This window comes from Szabonella alba, from assembly GCF_016765775.1.
GTDB lineage: Bacteria > Pseudomonadota > Alphaproteobacteria > Rhodobacterales > Rhodobacteraceae > Szabonella > Szabonella alba.
This window is the reverse complement of the sequence record NZ_JAESVN010000001.1, coordinates 831,179-854,102: the sequence shown is the minus strand read 5'-3', so window position 1 is coordinate 854,102 and position 22,924 is coordinate 831,179. Positions and strand designations below refer to the sequence as shown.

At 65.6% G+C, this 22,924-nt stretch carries 24 protein-coding genes and 1 tRNA gene; 6 read left to right on the top strand and 19 right to left on the bottom strand.

Features of this window, described 5'->3' with window-relative positions; genetic code table 11:
* Window positions 1-44 precede the first annotated feature (44 nt).
* Together JL811_RS03960 and JL811_RS03955 are read left to right on the top strand one after the other, a co-directional pair.
* Complete coding sequence (locus JL811_RS03960) at window positions 45-449, top strand: DUF983 domain-containing protein (protein ID WP_202687028.1); 405 nt, start codon at window positions 45-47, stop codon at window positions 447-449.
* Entirely contained in the window at window positions 442-1,134 is a 693-nt protein-coding gene (locus JL811_RS03955) for an NUDIX domain-containing protein (protein ID WP_202687027.1), read from the top strand. Before JL811_RS03960 ends, JL811_RS03955 begins: the two co-directional genes overlap by 8 nt.
* Before the next feature lie 12 nt (window positions 1,135-1,146).
* Here JL811_RS03955 and JL811_RS03950 read toward each other — a convergent pair whose 3' ends face one another.
* From JL811_RS03950 to JL811_RS03940, 3 genes are read right to left on the bottom strand one after another with little or no spacing between them, the layout of a single operon-like run.
* A complete protein-coding gene (locus JL811_RS03950) occupies window positions 1,147-2,043 on the bottom strand; it encodes a DMT family transporter (protein ID WP_202687026.1) in 897 nt (298 codons plus the stop codon).
* A gap of 55 nt (window positions 2,044-2,098) precedes the next feature.
* A complete protein-coding gene (locus JL811_RS03945) occupies window positions 2,099-3,037 on the bottom strand; it encodes a fatty acid desaturase (protein WP_202687025.1) in 939 nt (312 codons plus the stop codon).
* Window positions 3,034-3,258 carry a DUF2061 domain-containing protein gene (locus JL811_RS03940; RefSeq protein WP_202687024.1) on the bottom strand — a complete coding sequence of 75 codons (225 nt, stop codon included), beginning with the start codon at window positions 3,256-3,258 and terminating at the stop codon, window positions 3,034-3,036. Before JL811_RS03940 ends, JL811_RS03945 begins: the two co-directional genes overlap by 4 nt.
* Window positions 3,259-3,356: 98 nt before the next feature.
* On the opposite strand from JL811_RS03940, the gene JL811_RS03935 reads away from it, so the two are divergent.
* Entirely contained in the window at window positions 3,357-4,217 is an 861-nt protein-coding gene (locus JL811_RS03935; RefSeq protein ID WP_202687023.1) for a helix-turn-helix domain-containing protein, read from the top strand.
* Window positions 4,218-4,467: 250 nt separating this feature from the next.
* Here JL811_RS03935 and JL811_RS03930 read toward each other — a convergent pair whose 3' ends face one another.
* From JL811_RS03930 to JL811_RS03920, 3 genes are read right to left on the bottom strand one after another with little or no spacing between them, the layout of a single operon-like run.
* Complete coding sequence (locus JL811_RS03930) at window positions 4,468-4,983, bottom strand: lipocalin family protein (protein WP_202687022.1); 516 nt, start codon at window positions 4,981-4,983, stop codon at window positions 4,468-4,470.
* On the bottom strand, window positions 4,971-5,558 hold the full coding sequence (locus tag JL811_RS03925; RefSeq protein WP_202687021.1) for a hypothetical protein: 588 nt from the start codon (window positions 5,556-5,558) through the stop codon (window positions 4,971-4,973). The genes JL811_RS03930 and JL811_RS03925 overlap by 13 nt, the downstream gene beginning before the upstream one ends.
* Entirely contained in the window at window positions 5,555-6,592 is a 1,038-nt protein-coding gene (locus JL811_RS03920; protein WP_202687020.1) for an aldo/keto reductase, read from the bottom strand. Before JL811_RS03920 ends, JL811_RS03925 begins: the two co-directional genes overlap by 4 nt.
* A 149-nt stretch (window positions 6,593-6,741) precedes the next feature.
* On the opposite strand from JL811_RS03920, the gene JL811_RS03915 reads away from it, so the two are divergent.
* Window positions 6,742-7,560, top strand: a complete 819-nt coding sequence (locus JL811_RS03915) for an ImuA family protein (protein WP_202687019.1) — start codon at window positions 6,742-6,744, stop codon at window positions 7,558-7,560.
* Window positions 7,561-7,592: 32 nt separating this feature from the next.
* Here the strand turns inward: JL811_RS03915 and JL811_RS20130 are convergent, their stop codons facing one another.
* Window positions 7,593-9,269, bottom strand: coding sequence for a tetratricopeptide repeat protein (locus tag JL811_RS20130; protein WP_202687018.1), 1,677 nt, complete (start codon window positions 9,267-9,269; stop codon window positions 7,593-7,595).
* 274 nt (window positions 9,270-9,543) lie between these two features.
* Between JL811_RS20130 and JL811_RS03905 the strand changes: the two genes are divergently transcribed.
* Window positions 9,544-10,782 (top strand): MFS transporter, encoded by a 1,239-nt coding sequence (locus JL811_RS03905; protein WP_202687017.1) that lies wholly within the window; start codon window positions 9,544-9,546, stop codon window positions 10,780-10,782.
* 95 nt (window positions 10,783-10,877) lie between these two features.
* Window positions 10,878-12,587 carry a methionine--tRNA ligase gene (metG, locus tag JL811_RS03900; RefSeq protein ID WP_202687016.1) on the top strand — a complete coding sequence of 570 codons (1,710 nt, stop codon included), beginning with the start codon at window positions 10,878-10,880 and terminating at the stop codon, window positions 12,585-12,587.
* 126 nt (window positions 12,588-12,713) lie between these two features.
* Here the strand turns inward: metG and JL811_RS03895 are convergent, their stop codons facing one another.
* From JL811_RS03895 to sufB, 12 genes are all read right to left on the bottom strand, one after another.
* On the bottom strand, window positions 12,714-13,460 hold the full coding sequence (locus JL811_RS03895; RefSeq protein ID WP_202687015.1) for an SDR family NAD(P)-dependent oxidoreductase: 747 nt from the start codon (window positions 13,458-13,460) through the stop codon (window positions 12,714-12,716).
* A gap of 22 nt (window positions 13,461-13,482) precedes the next feature.
* Window positions 13,483-14,328: a fumarylacetoacetate hydrolase family protein gene (locus tag JL811_RS03890; RefSeq protein WP_202687014.1), complete on the bottom strand. Its 846-nt coding sequence runs from the start codon at window positions 14,326-14,328 to the stop codon at window positions 13,483-13,485.
* 14 nt (window positions 14,329-14,342) lie between these two features.
* Window positions 14,343-15,086, bottom strand: a complete 744-nt coding sequence (locus JL811_RS03885) for an SDR family oxidoreductase (RefSeq protein ID WP_202687013.1) — start codon at window positions 15,084-15,086, stop codon at window positions 14,343-14,345.
* Between the two features lie 184 nt (window positions 15,087-15,270).
* Window positions 15,271-15,347 (bottom strand) — tRNA-Arg (locus tag JL811_RS03880).
* A gap of 125 nt (window positions 15,348-15,472) precedes the next feature.
* Entirely contained in the window at window positions 15,473-16,693 is a 1,221-nt protein-coding gene (locus JL811_RS03875) for a cysteine desulfurase (protein ID WP_202687012.1), read from the bottom strand.
* 3 nt (window positions 16,694-16,696) lie between these two features.
* The gene (locus JL811_RS03870) at window positions 16,697-17,290 is read right to left on the bottom strand and encodes a YIP1 family protein (RefSeq protein WP_202687011.1); all 594 of its coding nucleotides are present in this window, start codon (window positions 17,288-17,290) and stop codon (window positions 16,697-16,699) included.
* Window positions 17,291-17,293: 3 nt separating this feature from the next.
* Window positions 17,294-17,770 (bottom strand): YIP1 family protein, encoded by a 477-nt coding sequence (locus tag JL811_RS03865; protein ID WP_202687010.1) that lies wholly within the window; start codon window positions 17,768-17,770, stop codon window positions 17,294-17,296.
* Entirely contained in the window at window positions 17,771-19,093 is a 1,323-nt protein-coding gene (gene sufD / locus JL811_RS03860) for a Fe-S cluster assembly protein SufD (RefSeq protein ID WP_202687009.1), read from the bottom strand.
* Window positions 19,093-19,848, bottom strand: coding sequence for a Fe-S cluster assembly ATPase SufC (gene sufC / locus JL811_RS03855; protein ID WP_202687008.1), 756 nt, complete (start codon window positions 19,846-19,848; stop codon window positions 19,093-19,095). Before sufC ends, sufD begins: the two co-directional genes overlap by 1 nt.
* A gap of 42 nt (window positions 19,849-19,890) precedes the next feature.
* On the bottom strand, window positions 19,891-20,487 hold the full coding sequence (locus tag JL811_RS03850) for a hypothetical protein (RefSeq protein ID WP_202687007.1): 597 nt from the start codon (window positions 20,485-20,487) through the stop codon (window positions 19,891-19,893).
* The gene (locus JL811_RS03845) at window positions 20,484-21,356 is read right to left on the bottom strand and encodes an FkbM family methyltransferase (RefSeq protein ID WP_202687006.1); all 873 of its coding nucleotides are present in this window, start codon (window positions 21,354-21,356) and stop codon (window positions 20,484-20,486) included. Before JL811_RS03845 ends, JL811_RS03850 begins: the two co-directional genes overlap by 4 nt.
* Window positions 21,357-21,387: 31 nt before the next feature.
* The gene (gene sufB / locus JL811_RS03840; RefSeq protein ID WP_202687005.1) at window positions 21,388-22,917 is read right to left on the bottom strand and encodes a Fe-S cluster assembly protein SufB; all 1,530 of its coding nucleotides are present in this window, start codon (window positions 22,915-22,917) and stop codon (window positions 21,388-21,390) included.
* Window positions 22,918-22,924 lie beyond the last annotated feature (7 nt).

Below are 22,924 nucleotides of genomic sequence, written 5' to 3'. Positions count from 1 at the left end.
GGCGTAGATAGGGTTCAATCATCACCCTGACGGGATGGCCCATCATGACCGACCAAAGCATGACCTTCGACACGCCCGAGCCTGAGGAACGGCAGGTGAGTGCGGCGCTGCGGCGCGGCTGGCGCTGCCGTTGCCCGGCCTGCGGATCCGGGCCGATGCTGCGCGGCTATCTGACCGTGCGCGATGCCTGCCCGGTTTGTGGTGAGGAACTGCACCATCACCGCGCCGATGACGGGCCCGCCTATCTGACCATCCTGATCGTCGGGCATATCCTTGCCCCGCTGATCCTGTGGGTCTTCGTGAAATTCCGCCCGGATCCGATGGTGCTGGCGACGATCTTCACCATCGGCACGGTTGCGCTGTCGCTGTTCCTGCTGCCCCGGCTGAAAGGTATGGTCGTGGCGATGCAATGGTCGCGGCGGATGCACGGATTCGCACAGCGTGGCTGAACCGGCAGCGCCGCCCGCGATCCGCGATGCCGCGACGATCGTGCTGTGGCGCAGGGTGGCGGCGAGCGGTGTCGAGATCCTGATGGGTCAGCGCGGCGCAGGCGCGGCCTTCATGCCGTCGAAATTCGTCTTTCCCGGCGGCGCGGTCGATCCTGCCGACGATCATGTGCGCCTTGGCGGCAGCCTGCCGAGGCTTTGCGCCCGCCGTCTAGGCATCGAAAGCCCCCGGCGACCGGAGACGCTGGCCGCCGCTGCGATCCGCGAATTGTGGGAGGAGACAGGCCTTGCCCTTGGCCAGCCCGGAAACTGGACACAGCCCCCCGCCGACCGGGGCGAAGACTGGCGCGCCTTTGCCGAACGCGGCCTTTGCCCTGCGGCCTCGGGGCTGCGGTTCCTGTTCCGCGCGATCACGCCACCGGGCCGCCCGCGCCGCTTTGATGCGCGGTTCTTTCTGGCCGATGCCGCCGGGATTGCGGGCGATCTGAATGATTTCAGGGCCGCCTCGGATGAACTCTCGCATCTGCACTGGGTGGCACTGGCCGAGGCGCGGCGGCTGGATCTGCCTTTCATCACCGAGGTTGTGCTGTCCGAGGCCAAGGCAATGCTGGACTGCGGGCCAGACCCGGCGGGCGTGCCGTTTTTCGACAATTCCGGCGACCGGCCCCGGTTCCGCCGCTTGGAGTGATGTCCGCGCAACCTAACGCGACAGCACGATCAGCAGGATCGAGATCCCCAGCAGCGCCATGCCCGCCACCTCTCGCCGGGTCGGCACCTCGCGGAAAAACAGCATCGAGGCGAGGATCGAGAAGATCAGTTCCACCTGCCCCACCGCCCGAACATAGGCCGCGTTCTGCAGCGCAAAGGCGATGAACCAGCCATAGGATCCGGCCACACCCGTCACCCCGACAGGCAGGGTTGCGCGCCACGCCCGCAACACGCGGCCCAACTCCCCCGGTTCCCGCCACAGCAGCCACAGCGCCATGGCAACGGTCTGGAAGGCCGTCACGCAGGCCAGTGCTGCGGCGGCACGATAGAGCGCGTCCACGCTGTCGATCTCCAGCGTTGCACCGCGATAACCGATGGCCGACAGGCCAAAGAACCCGCCCGCCAGCAGCCCCAGAACCGTGGCACGGTTGAAGACCCGCCCCTGCCGCCAGCCCCCCGGCGGGCGCGACAGCAGGATCACCCCGGCAAAGCCGATCACGATGGCCAACGCCCCGGCAGGGCTGACCGCCTCGCCCAGCAAGAGCGCGGAAAACACCGCGACCTGTATCGTCTCGGTCTTGGTGAAGGCGATGCCGACGGCAAAGCTGCGTTCGGAAAACAGCGCCACGGTGCAGAAGGTCGCGATGATCTGCGCCACGCCGCCCGACATGGCATAGGCCCAGAAAACCGGCCCCGGCAGGGCAATCGCATGACCGCCCGTCTGCGCCAGCAGCAAGGCCCCCCCCGCCGCCAGCGGCACTGCGAACAGAAAGCGCGAAAACGTCGCCCCCCCGGTCGAAAGGCCAAGCCCTTTCAGCCGCTTTTGCAGCGAAAAGCGCAGCGTCTGCACGGCGGCAGCCAGAAAGGTGGCGATGACCCAAAGTTCCATGGCGTCTGCATGGCATGGCGCGCAGGCCCCGGCAAGCGGTGCCCGTCACCCGGTTTCAGCCCTGCGGCCCTGCGGGTGGTGCATCAGAGGGCGGGACATACAGAGGATGCGGAACAGGATCCTTGGCGCGCAGGAAATGGCTGCGGAATACCTGCGCATAGCTGCGATAGGCATAGCCTTCGTTCCGGCTGAGGTAATGGGCGCGGTTCGCGGCATAAAGTGCCGGCAGATGATACCAGGCCACCTGCGGATGCATGTGATGCACCGCATGGAAATTGTTGTTCAGAAACAGCAGCGCCAACGGGCCGCGATCCTCGATGATGACCGTGCGGGCACGGGCGGCGTCATGCGCGCGATGTTCAAGGAAGGTGCGGATCTTCAGCAGCCCATGGCCCAGCCAGACCGCCAGCAGATAGGCCCACCACGGCATCGCCGCCAGCCAGAGCCAGCCCAGAACCGGCACCAGACCCAGCAGATGCCGCCCCCAGTCGCGCCGGACGCCCGGCGCATCGGCCCAAAGCAGCCGCGCCTCCCCCATCAACCAGATCGCATTGCCGATCATCGGCCCGATCACCACCCGTCCCAGCAGCGTGTTGTTGACCCGCATCAGCGCACGCAGTCCGGCAGGCATCCGCGCCCAGACCGCCGGATCGAGATAATTGCTTTCGGGATCGTCATAGGGATCGGTCAGCACCGGATCATGGTGATGGGCCAGATGGGTTTCGCGAAAGCGCCCGTATGGCACGGTCAACGACAGGCCGGGCGTGGCGATCACCTCGTTCAGTCTGGCCGAGCGGAACGGATGGCCGTGCAGCGCCTCATGCTGAAGCGAGGAGAATTGTGCAATCGCGATTCCGGCAAGCAGGATGCCTGCCAGTGGTGAAAACGTGTAAAGCGATGATGTCGCCAGAGCCCAGAGGATCAGCGTCGCGGCAAACAGCGCCAGCGTCGGCCATTCGACCATGGACCGCGCCCGGGCGTTCCGCAGGCTCATGCGCCACGCCTTTCGCCCTGCGGCATCCGGCCCCAGCCGATCCGCGCCCAGATCCGTTCATGCAGGAAGTATGAGGCAAAGCCGATGGCCATATTCGCCAGTGCCATGCCCCCGGCAAGGGCCACCGATCCGGTGAAGCCCCATCCCACAAGCGCCATGACCAACAGGCCAAGAGCTTGCCAGACAAGGGCTTTTACAAGGGTTCTGCGGGCTGTGTCCAAAACTGTCTCCGGGTTGTCTTGGGGATAGCGGGCAATGTAATGTTGCGGTAGACTGTATATGCGCAAGTTTTTCGTAACTTTGGTGATTTAGATAACCAATGCAGACAATTCACGACAGACGCGACCGCGCCACGCTGTTCCGCAGCCGCCTTGCCGCCGCCATGGCCGATCAGGCGATGTCGCAGGCCGCCCTTGCCCGGGCCGTGGGGGTGGACCGTTCGACCATCTCGCAACTTCTGGCGCCGAACAGCACGCGCCTGCCCAATGCGCAGGCCGTGGCCGAGGCGGCGCTGGCGCTTTCGGTCAGTGCAGACTGGCTGCTGGGGCTGAGCGAGCAACCGCAGAGCGGTGCCGATCTGCTGGCGGCCTCAATGACCATGACCGAGGCACCGCGCGCGCTGGTGGATGAACAGATCTTCAACTGGCATCGCGAGGCCGCAGGCTACAAGATCCGCCATGTTCCCGCGACGCTTCCCGATATGCTCAAGACCCGGGCGATGCTGGAATGGGAATATGACCCGCATCTGGGCCGGACCACGGCGCAGGCCATCGGCGCGTCAGAGGACCGGCTGGACTGGATGCGGGCGGCGCGGTCGGATTATGAAATCGCCCTGCCCCTTCATGAGGTCACGGCCTTTGCCGCCGGAACGGGCTATTACGCCGGCTTGGGGGCGGATCTGCGGCGCGCGCAGCTGGACCACATGATCGGGCTTTGCGATCAGCTTTACCCGTCGCTGCGGATCTATCTTTTCGACGCAAGACGGGTGTTTTCGGCCCCGGTCACGGTGTTCGGGCCGCTGTTGGCGGTGCTGTATTTGGGCCGCCATTACATCGCCTTCCGCGATTCCGGGCGGGTGGAAACGATCACCCGGCATTTCGACTGGCTGCTGCGTGAGGCCGCCTTTGGCGCGCGGGACGTGGCGGGCCATCTGCGCGAGCTGCGGGACGGGGTGATTTGAGGGGGGTAAGTGGTGCGGGGCGGGTCTATCCGGTTGGAAAGGATATTCCGCGCGGCCGCTACGGCAGTTTCGGGCGGATAAGGAAAAGCACCGCTTTTCCCCGCCCAAAGCGCAAGCGTTGCAACGGGACCACCTGCCAAGCAGAATAACAGAGGACAGCGCCTGCCCGGGCGGGGGCGAAGCACCCGCCGAGGCAACTCGGCTTTCTTTCTAGGTTACAGAGGGTTGCGACGCGCTTCCCACCCGTCCGCTAGTCCACGAAAACCGCGCGGGTCACGTCATAGCCGTTCCAGTCAAGGATCTCACGTGCGGCGGCCCGGCGGTCGGCAGGCAGCGCGCCCTCCCGGTCCAGCGCGAAACCGAAAGCCCCCGAGGGCGTGCCGATCACCAGCGACCGATAACCGGTATCGGCCCAGAGCACCCACCATTCGGCATCGGCCCCGGCAAAGCCCGGCCCGGAAGGCCTAAACCGCCCCGGACCCGAGGCGGCCAATTGCCCCGATATTGCACGCGCCTGCCCGCCAAGGCACAGCCGCCCGGAAACCTCCAGCCCGCCCGCCGCAACCGGGCGGATCGTCAACCCTCCGGCGGCGCAGGACGCGCCCGGCGGCGCAAAATCCGCCGCCTGCCGCCAGTCCCCGGCAAGGCGCGGCACCTCCAGCACGGCATTGGACCAGATATCCGTGCCGGGCTTGCGATAGCCCGGAACCGTCTGCGCCCCGCCACAGGCCGACAGCAGCAAGGCAAGGGCAATCAGTCGATACATAGGGAAACCCGCCGTCCGTCATCCTGTAAGATCTCATTGCACCCGAAAAGCGGGGTCAGCGGCGCGCAGGTTCGGGACCGGGCCAGACATTCGCCCTGACAATCGGATTTGACGCTGCAGGATTCTCCGGCATCGCGCGTCAGGCGCTGACAGGCCATCACCGAACCCGATCCGACGCGCACATAGCGTCCACGATCCGCCTCGCAGGCGATATGCGCGGCGGATTTGACCACCGGCGCGGGCGCCTCGGCGGCGGGGGCCGGTTCGGCCGGGGTGATTTCTGCATCGTCGGGTGCAGTCGCCATGGCATCGGCGGCAGCGGTCTCAGAAGCGGTGGTTTCGGCCGAGACCGCTTCGGTCCTGCTCGGCGTGACCTCAGAGGCAGTCAGGCCGCCCGCATCGCCCATCGGCGGCAGGGTTGAGGTTTCCACCTCTGGCCCCGTGATCGGCGGGGCGGGATCGGACCCGCCCATGGGCAGGCAAGCCCCGAGGGCCAGCAGCAGCGCCAGCGCCGGAAGCAGACGCGCCCCCCGCCCGCCGCGCAGCATGGCCGCCCCGCCCGCCGCCATGGTCAATACGGCGCCGGAAAGGCGCGGTGGGTCGCTGCGATCTCGGCCTTGACCTCATCGGACAATGTAAGGTCCACCGCCCCCAGATTGGCGCGCAACTGGCCCGGATTTGTCGCCCCGATGATCGGGATGCAGGGAAAGGGCCGGTCCAGCACGAAGGCCAGCGCCATCTGGCAGGGATCCAGCCCGTGCCTTGCTGCAACGCCCATATAGGCCGCAACCGCCTCAAAGACCTGCGGCGTCACGCGCCCGCCCAGTTCGGGCGTCGGCACCCGGCGTGTGCCGTCAGGGATGACACCGCCTGCGTATTTCCCCGACAAAAGCCCTGCGCCCAGCGGGGAATAGGCCAGAAGCGGCATCTCCTCCATCGCGGCAAACTCGGCCCAGTCGCTGTCGAACTGGCGGCAGAGCAGGGAATATTCATTCTGCACGGTCGCCATGCGCGGCAGGCCCGTCGCCTCGGCCAGACGCATCCAGTTGGCCGCGCCCCAGACCGATTCATTCGACAGGCCAATGGCGCGGATCTTGCCTTCGGCAATCAGTTTACCCGCCTCGGCCAGCACTTCGGCCATATTGGCCAGCGTGCCTGCCCGGTCGGTCTTGGGCTGAAAGCCCCAGATCTGACGGAAATGATACGACCCGCGATTGGGCCAGTGGATCTGATACAGGTCGATGTAATCGGTCTGCAGCCGCGTCAGCGAGCCGTCAACCGCCGCACGCAGGCTGCTGGCCGTCACCGGCTGATCGGGGCGCACAAGTTTGCCCTTGCCGGTGATCTTGGTGGCCAGCACCACCCGGTCGCGTCCGCCGGCCTTCGCGAACCAGTTGCCGATGATCGTCTCGGTGCCGCCGATGGTTTCGGGGCGGACCGGATTGGTCGGATACATCTCGGCCGTGTCCCAGAAATTCACCCCGGCCTCCAGCGCCATGGCGATCTGGCCATGGGCTTCGGCCTCGGTGTTCTGGCTGCCCCATGTCATCGTGCCAAGGCAAAGCTCCGAGACCGTCAATCCGGTTTTTCCAAGCGGGATCTGACGCATCCGCGGTCCTTTCCATGCAAGCGTGGCCTTTCGGGCCGGTTGGGCGGCCTGCCGGAAACCGGCCGGACGCGGGCGCAAGGTTGCATCATTCGCAAGGTTCCGCAAGCGAAGGGCTTGAGAACATAAAGTGAACATGGCAGGATCGCGCCATGTTCGTCGAGGATCTGCACAAGGCGCTGCGGCGCGGGCCCGAACGGGTGGCCCAGCCCCTGCTGCCCCCGCAATACGGGGTGGAGGCCGATCTTTTGCGGGGCCGGGTGCATGAATTCTGCGGCCCGGCCCGGCGGGTTCTGGCACTTTTGCTGATGCAGGCAGGGGCGTTGCGCGGATCTGGCCCCGACGGCCCGCCTGCCACGCGCGCCATGCCGTCCGGCCCGATGGACGGGCGGGATCTGCAGGCCACCCCTGCCCATCCGGCGGACGGCACGCCCCCGGACTGGTTTGCCGAGCCGCCCCCCGGGGGGGCCACCTCTTTTGCCCCCGCCCCCCGCAAGGGCGCATTCCCGGCATCTTCCCCGGCCCCGCCTTCGGCTTCGGTGCTGTGGATCGTTCCGGGCTGGCTGCCGGGGCGGCTTTATCCCGGCGGGGTGGCGGGGTTCATCGACCCCGGGGCGCTGATCCTTGTCGAGGCGCCCCGGGCGCCGGATATCCTGTGGACGATGGAAGAGGCGCTGCGCAGCGGTGCGGTGCCCTTGGTGGTGGCCGAACTGGCAGAGCCGCCGCAACTGACGCCGGTGCGCCGCCTGCATCTGGCCGCCGAGGCCGGAATGGCGCGGCGCGGGATGGCGTCGGCCCCGCTGGGGCTGCTGCTTTTGCCCGACAAGGGCGGCGCTCCGGGGGTCGAAAGCCGCTGGTGGATGGAGTACCGGCCCGAGGGCTGGCTGCTGTCGCGGCTGCGCGCGCGCAGCGCCCCGCCCCGGGACTGGCGGCTACCCCTGCCCACAACGGAATTGCGCTGGCAACTCTGAAGACCTCTCAGGGGGCGGCTGTCCTGCCCCTTTCAGGGCTGCAACCCGGCCAGATTGGCGCGCACGGTGCCGATATTGGCATGATCGGGACCAAGCGCTGTGGTCAGCACCGCGATGGCCTGCCGGAAACTCTCGCCAGCCTCCTGCCGACGCCCCGCATCGCGCAGCACCAGCCCCAGATTGTTAAGCGCCCGCCCGTAATCGGCATGGGCAGGCCCGGCCGTGGCCGCGCGGCGCTCCAGCACTTCACGGTAAAGTGCCTCGGCCTCGGCCAGACCGCCCGAAGCCCGCAACGCCCCGGCCAGCGCATCCAGCCCGTTCGTCAGGTCGGGATGCGCTGTGCCCAAAGCCGCCCGCAGCGCAGTTGCCGCCTCAAGATACAGCGCCACCGCCTGTGCCCCCTGCCCCGCCCCCCGGCGCAGATCGGCCTCGGCGGCCAGATGGGCGGCAAGGTCGGGATGGTCGGGGCGCAGGCCTGTCCGCGCCAGTGCTGACGCCTCGGCCCGCAGGGCCAGCGCCGCATCGGCGCGACCCGTCGCGGCCAGAAGTGTTGCCAGATTGCCGAAACGCACCAGCACGGCAGCGGCATCCTGATCCGGCCCGAAGCCCTGCGGCGCCGAACGGGCGGAAAGATCCAGCCCCCGTGCCGCCCCCATCAGATCTGCGGCAGGGCCCTGCGCCGCGACGCGCGTTTCGGCAACCGGGTCCGCGCCCGCGACGATGGAGGCCGCCACCGTCCCGCCCTCGTCCATGTGATCCGCTCCGGCCTCACCGGTCATGCCCTTCCGGTCCAGATCCAACGCGCGACGATAAAACGCCTCGGCCTCATCATGCTGCCCGCCCGCATGCAGAAGCGTCGCCAGCAGGTTGAGCCGATGCGCCTGCGCCGCCCCCTCACCCGCGCCCGCCGCCTCTGCGGTTGCCAGCGCCTTGCGCAGCAATGCCGCCGCCTCATCCCGGCGATCAGTGGCCAGAAGGGTCTGGGCCACCTGCGCCTGGGCCGCTGCAAATTCGGGGCTTTGCGCGCCCTGTTCAGCCTCGACCGCCGCCAGAAGGCGCGGCCCCAGGGCCAGCGCCGCCGCCAGATTGCCCGCCGACCTTGCCGCCTCTTCGGCCTCGCGCAGATGGTCGGTGCGGGCATCGAGTTCCGCCGCGCGGATCAGAAAGCCCGAGGCCGCCGTGACATCGCCGTCCCGCAGCGCCAGAAGGCCAAAGGCATGGGCCGTCCGTGCCGCCTGCCGCAGCGCGGCCTCGGCCTCGGTCCGGGCCTGAACAAGGGCGGGGCGCAGTGCTGTGGGATCGCCTGCGGCAAACCGCTCCAGAACCTCACCCTGCGGCATCAGACCGTATCCGGTCAGCGCCTCTGTCATCGCGGCCTGCAAGGCGGCGGTTTCCGACTGTGACTCAGCCGGACGCGACAGCATGCGTAACAGCCGGTCCTGACGGCGCAGAAATGCGGCCCTCTCCGCCTCGGGCGCGGTGGCAAGGCCCGCCCTGACCGTTGTCAGATCGGCTTCAAGCACCGAAATCACCGATGCGGGCAAGGCAGCGGGCAGGGGCATCATCCCGGCTGACGGGTCTGGCCGCTGCGTGGCGGGCGACATTGCATCCCCGGTGAACAGCCATCCGGACCAGAGCACCCCGACCGCGACCGCCAGACCCAGCCCCGTCCCCGCAACCGCCCCCCGTATTACCCAACCGCGCGCCATTCCTGTCCCGTTCCTGCAGACCCTCGCCGCCCCGACGGGCCGTGGCCGCAGGGATCGCGGCGCAGAATAGCCGTGCCGCCGGGACGGAAACAAGGGCAAGAGACCGCGCGCCGGACCGAAAAGCGCGCGGTGCCGATTGCGCGCCGGCAGGGCAGATCAAGGCTGGACGCCGCCGCGTCACCGCGACAGGATGGCCGCACCGCGCCCCGGTCAGACTGACGGCCCGGACATCCGACCCCAGACCCCGCTCCGATCTGCGAAAGCCTCTGCCGGAATGCGCCTTCTCATCTCATTCGCTGCCCTCTTCCTGTCGGTGATCCTGCTGCAACTGGGATCGGGCGGGGTGGCACCGCTGGATGCGATTTCGGGCGCGGCGCTTGGCTTTTCCACGTCGGAAATCGGGATTCTGGGCTCGGCGCATTTCTTCGGCTTCTTCATCGGCTGCTGGTGGGCGCCGCGTCTGATGGGCGAGGTCGGCCATTCCCGCGCCTTCGCGGCTTTTGTCGCCTGCGGCACGATCGGGATTCTGGCGCATATGCTGGTAATCGACGCCCATGCCTGGGCCTTGATGCGCGTGGCGTCAGGCCTGTGCATCGCGGGCTGCTATACGATCATCGAGGCCTGGTTGCAGGCCAAGGTCACCAATGCGACCCGGGGCCGGGCGATGGGGGTCTACCGGGTGGTCGATATTGGCGGCAGCCTTGGCGCGCAGCTGATGATCGGGGTGCTGGAGCCTGCCTCATATGTCTCCTACAACCTGCTGGCGCTATTGTGCTGTGCGGCGCTGTTTCCGCTGACCCTGACGAAAACCGCACCGCCCGAAACACCCGAAGCACCGCGCCTGCGCCCTTCGCTGGCCTGGCAGCGGTCACCGCTGGCGGCGGCGGCGGTGGTGGTTTCGGGCGTCACGGGGGCGGCCTTCCGCATGGTCGGCCCGGTCTACGGGATCGAGGTGGGCTTGCGCGCCGAACAGATCGCGCTGTTTCTGGCGGCCTATGTGCTGGGGGGCGCACTGGCACAGGTGCCGGTGGGCTGGATCGCCGACAAATATGACCGGCGCGGCGTGCTGATCGGGCTTTCGGTCGGCAGCGCCATTGCCTGTGCCGCAACCGTGTTGCTGGCGGGGGGCGGAACGGTCGCGGTCTTTACTGCGGCCGCCCTGTTCGGCTTTGCCACCCTGCCGCTTTATTCCGTCGCCACCGCCCATGCCCATGATTTTGCCGAAACCCGCGAAAGGGTCGAGCTTTCGGCGGCCCTGATGTTTCTTTATGCGGTCGGCGCAATTGCCAGCCCCTGGGTCGCCTCGCTGGGGATCGAGCATTTCGGTCCCTCGGCGATGTTCCTGATGATCGCGCTGTCCAATCTGGCGCTGATCGGCTTCGGCATCGCGCGGATGCGGGCCCGCCCTGCCCCGGATTCAAAAACCGCCTATACCTATGAGCCGCGCACATCTTTCCTGATCGGGCGGCTGCTGGGACGCGGGCGTGACCGCCGCAAGGATGACGAGCGCTGACAGGATCGTGCCGCCCCGGCGCGGTCAAGCCGCTTCTGGCCCTCAGGCCAACCATGCGCTAAAGAGCGGGCCGGAACCTTTGCGAAGGGCGCGACATGGCCAGACATCTTATCACTTCCGCCATCCCTTATATCAACGGGATCAAGCATCTGGGCAATCTTGTCGGCAGCCAGCTGCCGGCAGATCTTTATGCCCGCTACCTGCGTGCGCGGGGGCATGAGGTGATGTTCATCTGCGCCACGGATGAACATGGCACGCCCGCCGAACTGGCCGCCGCCAAGGCAGGCAAGCCGGTTGCGGATTATTGCGCCGAAATGCATGCGGTTCAGGCCGAGATTGCGCGCGGTTTCCGGCTGTCCTTTGACCATTTCGGGCGCTCCTCCAGCCCGCAGAACCATGCGCTGACCCAAGCCTTTGCGGCGCGGCTGGCCGAAATCGGGCTGATCCGCGAGGTCACCGAAAAGCAGATGTATTCCCGCGCCGATGGCCGTTTTCTGCCGGACCGCTATATCGAGGGGACCTGCCCGAATTGCGGCTATACCTCGGCGCGCGGCGATCAATGCGACAATTGCACCAAGCAGTTGGACCCGACCGATCTGATCGAGCCGCGTTCGGTGATTTCCGGATCCACCGATCTGGAACTGCGTGAGACGAAACACCTGTATCTGCGCCAGTCGGCCATGAAGGAAAAGCTGGCCGACTGGATCGACAGCAAGACCGGCTGGCCGCTGCTGACCACCTCCATCGCGAAGAAATGGCTGAATGACGGGGACGGGTTGCAGGACCGCGGCATCACCCGCGATCTGCAATGGGGCGTTCCGGTGCAGTTCGAGGGCGCGCCATGGCAGGGGATGGAGGGCAAGGTCTTCTATGTCTGGTTCGATGCGCCCATCGAATATATCGCCGCAACACAGGAATGGGCGGATGCGACGGGCGGCGACTGGGCGCGCTGGTGGCGGACCGACGAGGGCGCCCAGGACGTGACCTATACGCAGTTCATGGGCAAGGACAATGTGCCCTTCCACACCCTGTCCTTCCCGGCCACGATCCTGGGATCGGAACAGCCGTGGAAACTGGTCGATTACATCAAGTCCTTCAATTACCTGAACTATGATGGTGGCCAGTTTTCCACCTCACGCGGGCGCGGGGTGTTCATGGATCAGGCGCTGAGCCTTCTGCCGCCCGATTACTGGCGCTGGTGGCTGTTGTCCCATGCGCCGGAATCCTCTGACGCGGAATTCACATGGGAGAATTTCCAGGGCTCGGTGAACAAGGATCTGGCCGATGTTCTGGGCAATCTGGTCAGCCGTGTGACGAAATTCTGCCGTTCCAAATTCGGGGAAACCGTGCCCGAGGGCGGCGCATGGGGACCGGCGGAAGAGGCGCTGATTGCAGAGCTTGAGGGCCGGTTGCGCAGCTATGAGGCGCTGATGGAGGCAATGGAGGTGCGCAAGGCCGCGGCTGAATTGCGCGCGCTTTGGGTTGCGGGCAACGAATATCTGCAATCGGCGGCCCCCTGGACGGTGGTCAAGACCGACCCCGCGCAGGCCGCAGCCCAGATCCGCCTCGCGCTGAACCTGATCCGGGTCTATGCGGTGATTTCGGCCCCGTTCATTCCCGATGCCGCAGCGTCGATGATGGAGGGGATGGGAACGCAGGACTGGTCCTGGCCCGGCGATCTGGCATCGGCCCTGACCGCGCTGCCGGTGGGCCATGCCTTCACCGTGCCCGAGGTTCTGTTCCGCAAGATCACGGATGAGGAGCGCGCCGACTGGGCGCAGCGTTTTGCCGGAACGCGGGACTGACGGGAGAAAGGCGGGGGGCGCTGCCCCCCGTCGCGTGCCGCGACTCCCCCCGGGATATTTTCAGACAGAAAAAGGGGGCGGGTTTTTCACCGCCCCCTTTTTGATTTCAGAACCTTGGCTGCGCCGTCAGTAGGTCGCGCGCCCGCCCGACAGGTCAAAGACCGCGCCGGTGGTGAAGGAATTTTCCTTCGTGCACAGCCATGTGATCATCGAGGCGGCCTCGGCCACTTCAAGGAAGCGACCGCGCGGGATTTTCGACAGCATGAAGTCGATATGCGCCTGGGTGATCTGGTCGAAGATCCGCGTCTTGGCGGCGGCGGGCGTCACGCAGTTGACCGCGATATCCATGCCGGCGGTTTCCTTGCCGATGGATTTCGTCAGCCCGATCACCCCCGCCTTGGAGGCCGAATAGGCCCCCGCCGTCGGATTGCCCTCTTTCCCCGCGATGGAGGCGATATTGACGATCCGCCCGTATTTCTGCGCGATCATCTGCGGCAGCACGGCGCGGCAGCAATGAAAGACGCCATGCAGGTTGATCGCGATGACGCGGTGCCATTCCTCGACCGAATATTCGGCGACATGGGCATTGACGCCCGCGACCCCGGCAGACGCAACCAGAATGTCGATCCGGCCGCATTCCGCAACCACCCGTTCGGCCAGCGCCGAACAGGCCGCCGCATCGGTCACGTCAAGCTGCATCCCGATCGCGCCCTGGCCCAGCTTCGCCGCCGAAGCCTCGGCCATCGCGCCGTCCTGATCCCACAGCACGACGCGGGCGCCCGAGGCGGCCATGCGTTCGGCAACGGCAAGGCCGATCCCCTGCGCACCGCCGGTGATGACGGCCACCTGGCCTTTCAGGTCATAGATATTCATGCCTTGCCCTCCCCTTGGCCCATCACGCGTCGGCAATCACGTCCTGGCGCTGCTGGCCAAGACGTTCGACGCCCAGTTCCACGACATCACCGGCCTTGAGGTAACGCGGCGGTTTCATCCCCATGCCGACGCCCGGAGGGGTGCCGGTGGAAATGACATCGCCCGGATGCAGCGACATGAACTGGCTGAGATAGCTGATCACATGGGCAACGCCGTAGACCATGGTCGTGGTCGAGCCGTTCTGCACCTTTTCGCCATTGACGGTCAGCCACATCGACAGGTTCTGCGGATCGGCGACCTCATCCCGGGTCACCAGCCAGGGGCCAAGCTGACCGAAATTGTCGCAGCTTTTGCCCTTGGTCCACTGGCCTGCGCGCTCGGCCTGAAAAGCGCGTTCGGACACGTCATTGGCCACCGCATAGCCTGCGACATAATCCAGCGCATCGGCCTCGGAAACATATTTGGCATGTTTGCCGATGATGACGGCCAGCTCCACCTCCCAGTCGGTTTTCTCGGACGTGCGTGGGATGATGATGTCGTCATTCGGCCCGCAGATCGCCGAGGTGGCCTTCATGAAGACCACGGGTTCGGGCGGCACGGCAAGGCCGGATTCTGCAGCGTGATCGGCATAGTTCAGACCAATGCAGATGAATTTGCCGGTGCCCGCGACACAGGCGCCCAGACGGGTTCCGGCGGCAACCTCGGGCAGCGAGGCCGGGTCGATCTTGGCCAGTTTCGCAAGCCCCGCATCCGAGATCACATCGCCGCCAATATCGGCGACATGGGCCGACAGATCGCGGATCGTGCCATCGGCAGCCAGCATTCCTGGCTTTTCCTGGCCGCGCGGGCCGTGACGCAGAAGTTTCATCTTATGTCCTTTCTTCAGGTATTGGCCCAGCCGCCGTCGATCACATGCGCGACGCCGGTCGTATAGGCACTTTCATCGGAGGCGAGATAGACGACGAGGGCCGCGATTTCCTCGGCCTTGCCCATGCGCCCCATCGGCTGACGCGCGATGAAGGCGGCGCGGGCGGCGTCATAATCGCCGGTATCGCGCAGGCGCTGTTCCAGCGACGGGCTTTCCACGGTGCCCGGGCAGATCGCATTGCAGCGGATGCCCTTGGTCACGAAATCGGCGGCGACGGATTTGGTCATCCCGATCACGCCCGCCTTGCTGGCGCCATAAACGAACCGCCCCGGCGCGGCCAGAACCGAGCCCGCGACCGAGGCCATGTTGATGATCGAGCCGCCGCCGTTGTCGATCATGCCCGGCAGGAAGGCGCGCAACACGCGGTAAAGTGCGGTCATGTTCAGATCGACCGAAAAGGCCCATTGATCCTCGTCACAGTCAAGAATCGTGCCTGCGGCGACAAAGCCCGCGCAGTTGAACAGGATATCGGGCGCGCCGACCTCATCCGCCATGGCCTTGACCGCATCGGCATCGCGCACATTGAAGATCCGCGTCTCAATCGTCGGTGCTTCGGCCTTCAGGCTTGCCAGCGTTTCGGGGTTGATATCGGTCGCAATGACCTTTGCGCCCTCGCGTACCAGCGCCAGCGCCGATGCGCGCCCGATCCCCTGCCCCGCCGCCGTGACGAAGGCTGTCTTTCCTGCAAGTCGTCCCAATTCCGCCCCCCTTGCTGCCCCGGCGCAGGTACTGGCCGGGGTGCATCACAAACTGCCATACTAGGTCCATGAAACGCCCGGGATAGTCAACGCCCAAGCCAGGGAAAATCGACCCGGCGGCGAAAAGCCGTGGACAGAACAGGGTCAGCATGCCGGGGAGGAAGCGGAAAAGAAGGGGCGGAAATGGCGGTCCCAGCACGATTCGAACGTGCGGCCTCTGCCTTCGGAGGGCAGCGCTCTATCCAGCTGAGCTATGGGACCATCGCATTTCTGCGCTGTGCGGGATGGGTCCGGCCCCGCGCCGGTCGTTCTGCGCGATTAGGTAACGAAGATGGGACGCGGTTGCAACGCCAAATCGCGCCCGGATCCCGGCCGGAAGCGGGATCTCAGGCGAAAAGATCGTGACAGAGTTCAAGCGCGGAAATCAGCGCATCGACCTCGGCCTCGGTATTGTAAAGCCCGAAGGAGGCCCGGCAGGTCGCCCCCACGCCCAGATGGGTCAGCAGCGGCATGGCGCAATGCGTGCCCGCCCGCACGGCAATCCCGCGCTTGTCCAGCACTGTGGAAATGTCATGGGCATGGGCCGCCCCCTCCAGCGTGAAGCTGAAGATCGCGCCCTTGCCTGCCGAATTGCCCTGCACCGACAGCCAGTTGAGCCCGGCCAGACGGTCGCGGGCATAGTCGCGCAGGCGGCGTTCATGGGCGGCGATGTTGTCCATCCCCAGATCCGTCAGGTAATCCAGCGCCACGCCCAGACCGATCTGCTGCACGATGCCGGGCGTTCCCGCCTCGAACCGCATCGGCGGATCGGCATAGCTGACCGCGTCCCGTGCAACCTCGCGGATCATGTCGCCGCCGCCCAGAAAGGGGCGCATCTCGGCCATGCGGTCGCGCTTGATGAAAATCGCGCCCGAACCGCTGGGACCGTAAAGTTTGTGCCCGGTGATGGCGTAAAAATCGCAGCCCATTGCGGCCACATCCACCGGCATATGGACGGCGGCCTGCGACCCGTCGACCAGCACCGGCACGCCTTTGGCACGCGCGCCAGCACAGATCGCGTCGATGTCGACGACGGTGCCGGTGACATTCGACATATGGGTGATCGCAACAAGCCGTGTGCGCGGTCCGATGGCGGCCAGAACCGCCTTGGGATCCAGATCGCCATTGGCATCGCAATCAACCCATTTCAGCACCACACCCTGCCGCTCGCGCAGGAAATGCCAGGGCACGATATTGGCGTGATGTTCCATGATCGACAGCACGATCTCATCGCCCGGCTGCAGGCGCGGCGCGGCCCAGGCGTAAGAGACCAGATTGATCGCCTCGGTCGTACCGGTGGTAAAGACGATCTCCTCCTCGGAGGGGACATTCAGAAAGCGCGCGATCTTGCCGCGCACGGCCTCATATTTGTCGGTCGCAAGGTTCGACAGATAATGCAACCCGCGATGGACATTGGCATATTCCTGCGCATAGCCCTGCGTGACCGCGTCGATCACCGCCTGCGGCTTCTGCGCCGAGGCGCCATTGTCCAGATAGACCAGCGGCTTGCCATTCACCTGCCGGGCAAGAATCGGGAAATCGGCGCGGATCCTGGTCACGTCATACATGGATCAAACCCCCGTTGCCGGCGCGCCGAACAGCGTGGCCAGAATGATGGCCAGAACGAAGCCCGCCAGAACCATCACCGCCAGAACGCCCAGAAAGGTCTTCGGGACCGATTGGAAACCATGCAGTTCGGCCACGAAATTGCTGAGCAGCCAGAAGAACAGCGCAAGGCCAAGAAGCCCCAGCAGATCCGACAGCGGCGGCAGCAGCACCAGTGCTGCCATCTGCACCATCTGCACCAGAAGCAGCAGGAACTGCACCCAGGCCACCAGCAGGATGGTTTCGGTCAGCCCCCCGATCCCGCCGCGCAACGCGCCGATGCGGTGGATCAGATGGACCGATATCACCATCACCAGCCCTTGCAGCACCGCCGTGCGCAAAGGGCTTGCCATGGCATCCCCGAAAAACTCCTGCGCGGCGGGCGGGGACAGCGCAAGGCTCAGATGCGTCAGCAGGGCCGAGGCCACCGCCATCAGCCCCAGCGCCATCCAGCCCACCTGCGCGGGCAGGCCCAGCCCCATGATCCTGCGCGCCACGCCGCGCGGATCCGTCACCGAATCCCGCGCGAGATTGAGCAAGCCTGATACTGTGAAATCCATCGCTCAGCGCCCCGCCTCATTCAGATTGATGACCCAGAAGGTCAGAAAGGCCAGACCGGCCAGCACCGAAACCGAGGTCAGCGCCGGTCCCGGCCCGATCATGCCCGCGACCAGCCCCTGCAGCAGCATCAGCGGCGAGACCGTGACCAGCGCCCAGAACAGCGCAAGCCTTGCGCGGTAATGATCGCCCCCCGCGCCCATGGCCCGCGCCACCCAATGGCCGATGGCTGCCAGCAGATACCAGAAGGGCACCAGTGCCGCCAGCGCCAGTGCCGCGGCCAGCAGGCGCTGCGTCATCGGCACATCGGGTTGCAGCACCGTCTGGCGACTGGCAGCGGGCCATTGCGCGACAAAGGCCACGATCAGGAAGGTGACCAGCAGCGTGAAGGCAAAAGGCTCCGACCGGGGCCGGGCCAGATGCGCCCGCATCACGGCCCGGGGGCCGCGCCAGCTTGCCACGATATCGCGGGTGACGGACATTCAGCCCCGGGCCTCCGGGGCGTCGCCGTCCATGGTCGCGGCAGAGGCTTCTTGCCGCGTCAGCCAGTTTTCCAGCCTTGCGCGGATATCCTCGGCCAGCGCCTCATCCTCGATCTCGGCCAGTGCCTCGGCCAGAAAGGCCAGCACCAGCAGCGATTGCGCCGCCTTTTCCGGCAGCCCGCGGGAGCGCAGGTAGAACAGCGCCGTCTCGTCAATCGCGCCCGAGGTGGAGCCATGGCTGCATTTCACGTCATCGGCGTAGATTTCCAGTTCGGGCTTGGCAAGGAACTGGCTGTCCTCATCCAGCAGCAGGCTCTGGCTGATCTGATAGCCATCGGTTTTCTGCGCGCCCTGCTTTACAAGGATCTTGCCCTGAAAGACGCCCGTCGCCCCGTTGCGCAGCACTTTCTTGAAGACCTGACGGCTTTCGCCGCGTTCGGCCCCATGGGTGACGAAGACAGTGTCGTCCTGATGAAAATCGCCATCCCCCAAGGCAGCGCCCGCGACATGGGCCACGGCATCGTCGCCAAGGATCTCGATCACCGCCTCATTGCGGGTCAGGCGGCCATTGGCGGTCAGGGTGAAGCTTTTGAACAGCGATTCCGCCGCCAGCCGCGCGAAGACATGGGTCAGCGCATGGCGGTCATGGTCGCGGCCCTGCATGCGGATATGGTGGAAACGCCCGCCTTCGGCGATATCGACCTCCAGCACGCAATTGACCCGCGCCGCCGCCGTGCCGCTTTCCAGAACCGTCAGTTCCGACCCGGCCTCGACCTTCACACAGTGATGCAGGATCGCGTCGGAACCCTTTGAGCCCTGACGATAAATCAGCGCAACAGGCCTGACCGCCCGCTCCGTCACACGGATCAGGACGCCATCGCGCGCGAATGCGGTGTTCAGCGTCGCCAGCGGACGGGCGACAGGGGTCTGCGCCCGCGTCTCAAGCGTGCCGTAAAGGTCACGCGCCCAATGCAGCGCGCCGCCTTCGGCCAGACGGGAAATCTCGACCCCCGCCAGCGCCGGATCGTCCGAGGCCGCCGCGTCGAAAACGCCATCGACAAAGACCAGCCGCAGCCGGTCGATGCTGTCAAAGACCAGCGCGCCATCATCGGCATCCGACGGGGCCGCCGCCGGGGCCGCAGGTGCGGTCAGGGCTGCGGGGTCGGTATAGCGCCAGTATTCATCACGCCGGTCGGGCAGGCCCATGGCGGCCAGTCGCGACAGCGCGTCCTTGCGTGCGGCCTCGGACCAGTCACCGACCTGCAGATCCAGCCCGGCGATCCGCGCCGTCAGCGCGTCGGATTTGCGTTGTGCCAGTGCCATCACGCCACCTCGGACAGGATACCGGCATAGCCATTGCGCTCCACTTCCAGCGCCAGTTCCGGCCCGCCCGTCTTCACGATGCGGCCATCGGCCATGATATGCACGACATCCGGTTTGATATGGTCCAGAAGCCGCTGATAATGCGTGATGACCAGAAAGGCCCGGCCCGCATCGCGCAGCGCGTTCACGCCTTCGGAAACCAGTTTCATCGCATCGACATCCAGCCCGCTATCGGTTTCATCGAGGATGCACATGCGGGGTTCCAGCATCGCCATCTGCAGGATCTCGTTGCGCTTCTTCTCACCGCCCGAAAAGCCCACATTGACCGGGCGTTTCATCATGTCGGCATCGATCTTCAGCGCCTTGGCCTTTTCGCGGATCACCTTCAGGAACTCGCCCGCCGACATTTCCTCCTCGCCACGCGCCTTGCGCTGTGCATTCACCGCCGTGCGCAGGAAGGTCATGTTGCCGACGCCGGGAATTTCGACCGGATACTGGAAGGCAAGGAAAAGCCCCGCCGCCGCGCGTTCCTCGGGATCCATGTCCAGCAGTTCCACGCCATCCAGCTGCGCCGACCCCTCGGTCACCTCATAGCCGTCGCGGCCCGCAAGCACATAGGACAGCGTCGATTTTCCCGACCCGTTCGGCCCCATGATCGCATGGACCTTTCCGGCCTCGACGGTCAGATCGACCCCTTTCAGGATGACCTTGTCCTCTTCTTCCAGTTTGACGTGCAGATTTTCGATCTTCAGCATTTCTTCCTCATTTCATCTGTGCTGCCCGGTGCCGGGCCTATGTCAAAGCGGGCGCTGCATCAGCTTGACCCAGCGGCCGAATTCCTCGGGACGGGGCGGGCGCGGCGTAATCTCGAACCGTGCCATACGCCCGGCAAAGCCCGCAGGGCGGGCGAAATCCTCAACCGCGCGATAGGACGCGCGCCCCGTGTAATCGTCAAACAGCAGGGTCACCGGCCGGGTGATCCGCATCAGCACCGCCAGAAAGCAGCCGATGCGGAACCGCCCATCGACCAGCACCACATCGGGATGGGCGAAATCGGGCCGGTCCCAGACCGTCAGCGGATAGTTCAGGAACCGCCGCCAATGGCTTTCGTCGACAGGATGGCCCCATTTTCCGGTCGGCCCGATATCGCCGTGATGCAGCACCACCTTGGATGCCGGGGGATTGCCCGCGAACCAGTCCTTCATCCGGGTGATCCAGCCCGTGTCGCTTTCCACCGCAAAGACCCGCTTGCCCGGCATCGACCCCGCCAGCACGGTCGATCCGCCCGAGCCATATTCAAGGATCACGCCCGCGCCTGCATAGGTCTCGCGCAGCAGATCTGCCGCTTCGGGCGGCATGGTCAGTTCCGGCGCGGAAAGGGTTGTGTCATTCATGCCGGCACCGCCTGCGGCAGCATATCCGCATAGGCCGCCGCGACCTTCGGCTTCACCCGCCCCCGCGCGGCCAGTTCGTCAAGGCATAGCAGCACCAGATCCTCACTGCCGAAGACCCCGCAGGCCAGAAGCGCCAGCGCCGCAATCTGCGCGTCATCCCAAGCCGCGCGATCCTCAAAACGGCGGATATAAACCGCATCCCCATCAATCAATTGCGACCCTATGGCCCGCGCATCGACCCGGGCCCGCTGCGAATGATGCAGCATCCGGGTTTTCTGATGCAGGAAACGGTGCAGAACGAAGCCCTGTTCGCGCAGCGCGCGGTCCAGTTCCCATAGCGCTGGTTCACCGTCATAAAGCTGGTAAAACCGCATTTCGGTGACCACCGCCACCGCCCCGGTCAGCCGGTCACGCGCGCCCTCAAGCACTGCCAGTTCGGCCCCCTGCGCATCCATCTTCAACAGATCGAGGCGCGGCAGGTCGTCCATGTCATCCAGCCTGTGGGTCTCGATCCGGCTGCGCGTCTCGGTTCCCAGATGGCGCCGGAAATGCCCCAGATAGCCGATTGCCGCCGCGCTGAGCGGGTAGAGCGAGGACATTTCCGAGGCCGGATAGGCATGGAAATCGGCCACCCCGCCCCGCCCCACCGCATGGGGCAGCACATGCACCGCCGGATCGGTCCGGTCCAGCCGGGCAAGGGCCAGCGGATCGGGTTCAAAGCCCCAGACCTCGGCCAATCCGGCGCGCAACAGCGGCAGATAGGGCGGTTTGCCCAGCGGATTGGCCCCCACATCGGCAATGCGCAGGGGGCGGGCCGGCGCGATGCGCTGCGCCAGCCAGGCAAGCCGTGCCTTCGCCCCTTCCGCCATGTGACCCGATCCCCTTTTCCGCGACGGGCCTTCAGCCCACCGAACCCTCAAGGCTGATGGCCACCAGCGCCTGCGCCTCCATCGCGAACTCCATCGGAAGCGCCTGCAGCACCTCCTTGCAGAACCCGTTCACGACCAGCGCGACCGCCTCTTCCTCATCCATCCCGCGTGAGCGGCAATAGAACAGCTGATCGTCATCGACCTTCGAGGTCGTCGCCTCATGCTCGACCCGGCTCGAATTGTTCTTCACCTCGATATAGGGCACGGTATGCGCGCCGCATTTATCGCCGATCAGCAGGCTGTCGCATTGGGTATAGTTGCGGCTTTCCTTGGCCTTCGGATGCATCGAGACCAGCCCGCGATAGGTGTTCTGCGCCCGGCCCGCCGAAATGCCCTTGGACACGATCCGGCTTTTGGTGCGCTTGCCCAGATGCACCATCTTGGTGCCGGTATCGGCCTGCTGGGCATTGTTGGCAATCGCGATGGAATAGAATTCCCCTTGGCTGTCATCGCCGCGCAGGATGCAGGACGGGTATTTCCAGGTGATCGCCGATCCGGTTTCAACCTGCGTCCACATCACCTTGGCCCGGTCGCCCCGGCAATCGGCCCGCTTGGTGACGAAATTGTAGATCCCGCCCCGGCCTTCCTCATCGCCCGGATACCAGTTCTGCACGGTGGAATACTTGACCTCCGCATCCTCCAGAATAACGATCTCGACCACCGCCGCATGCAACTGATGGGTGTCGCGCTTGGGCGCGGTGCAGCCTTCCAGATAGCTGACATAACTGCCTTTTTCGGCCACGATCAGGGTGCGTTCGAACTGTCCGGTATTTTCGGCATTGATCCGGAAATAGGTCGACAGTTCCATCGGGCAGCGCACGCCCTCGGGGATATAGACGAAGGAACCGTCGGAAAAGACCGCCGAATTCAGCGTGGCAAAGAAATTGTCCGATTGCGGCACGACCGAGCCCAGATATTTTTTCACCAGTTCGGGATGCTCGCGCACGGCCTCGGAGAAGGAACAGAAGATCACGCCCGCCCGGGCCAGTTCAGCCTTGAAGGTGGTGCCGACCGACACCGAATCGAACACCGCATCCACCGCCACCTTGCGCGGCGCCTCGCTAAGCGCTTCGGCCCCCTCGACCCCGGCCAGAATCATCTGTTCCTTCAGCGGGATCCCCAGCTTCTTGTAGGTTGCCAGCAACTTGGGATCCACGTCATCAAGGCTTTTGGGCTTTTCGGCCATGCTTTTCGGACGGGCATAGTAATACTGATCCTGATAGTCGATCTCGGGGTAGTTGAGCATCGCCCAGCGGGGTTCTTCCATCTGCTGCCAGCGCCGGAACGCCGCCAGCCGCCAGTCCAGCATCCAGTCCGGCTCACCGTTCTTTTCCGAAATCAGCCGCACGATATCCTCGTTCAGCCCTTTCGGCGCATATTCCGTCTCGATCTCGGTTTCCCAGCCGTGTTTGTATTTGCCGGCCATGGCCTGCACGGTTTCGATCGTCTCACGATCAACGCCTTCGCGCACTTCAAGCTCGATCTGGTCCATGGCGGTCATTCGGTCT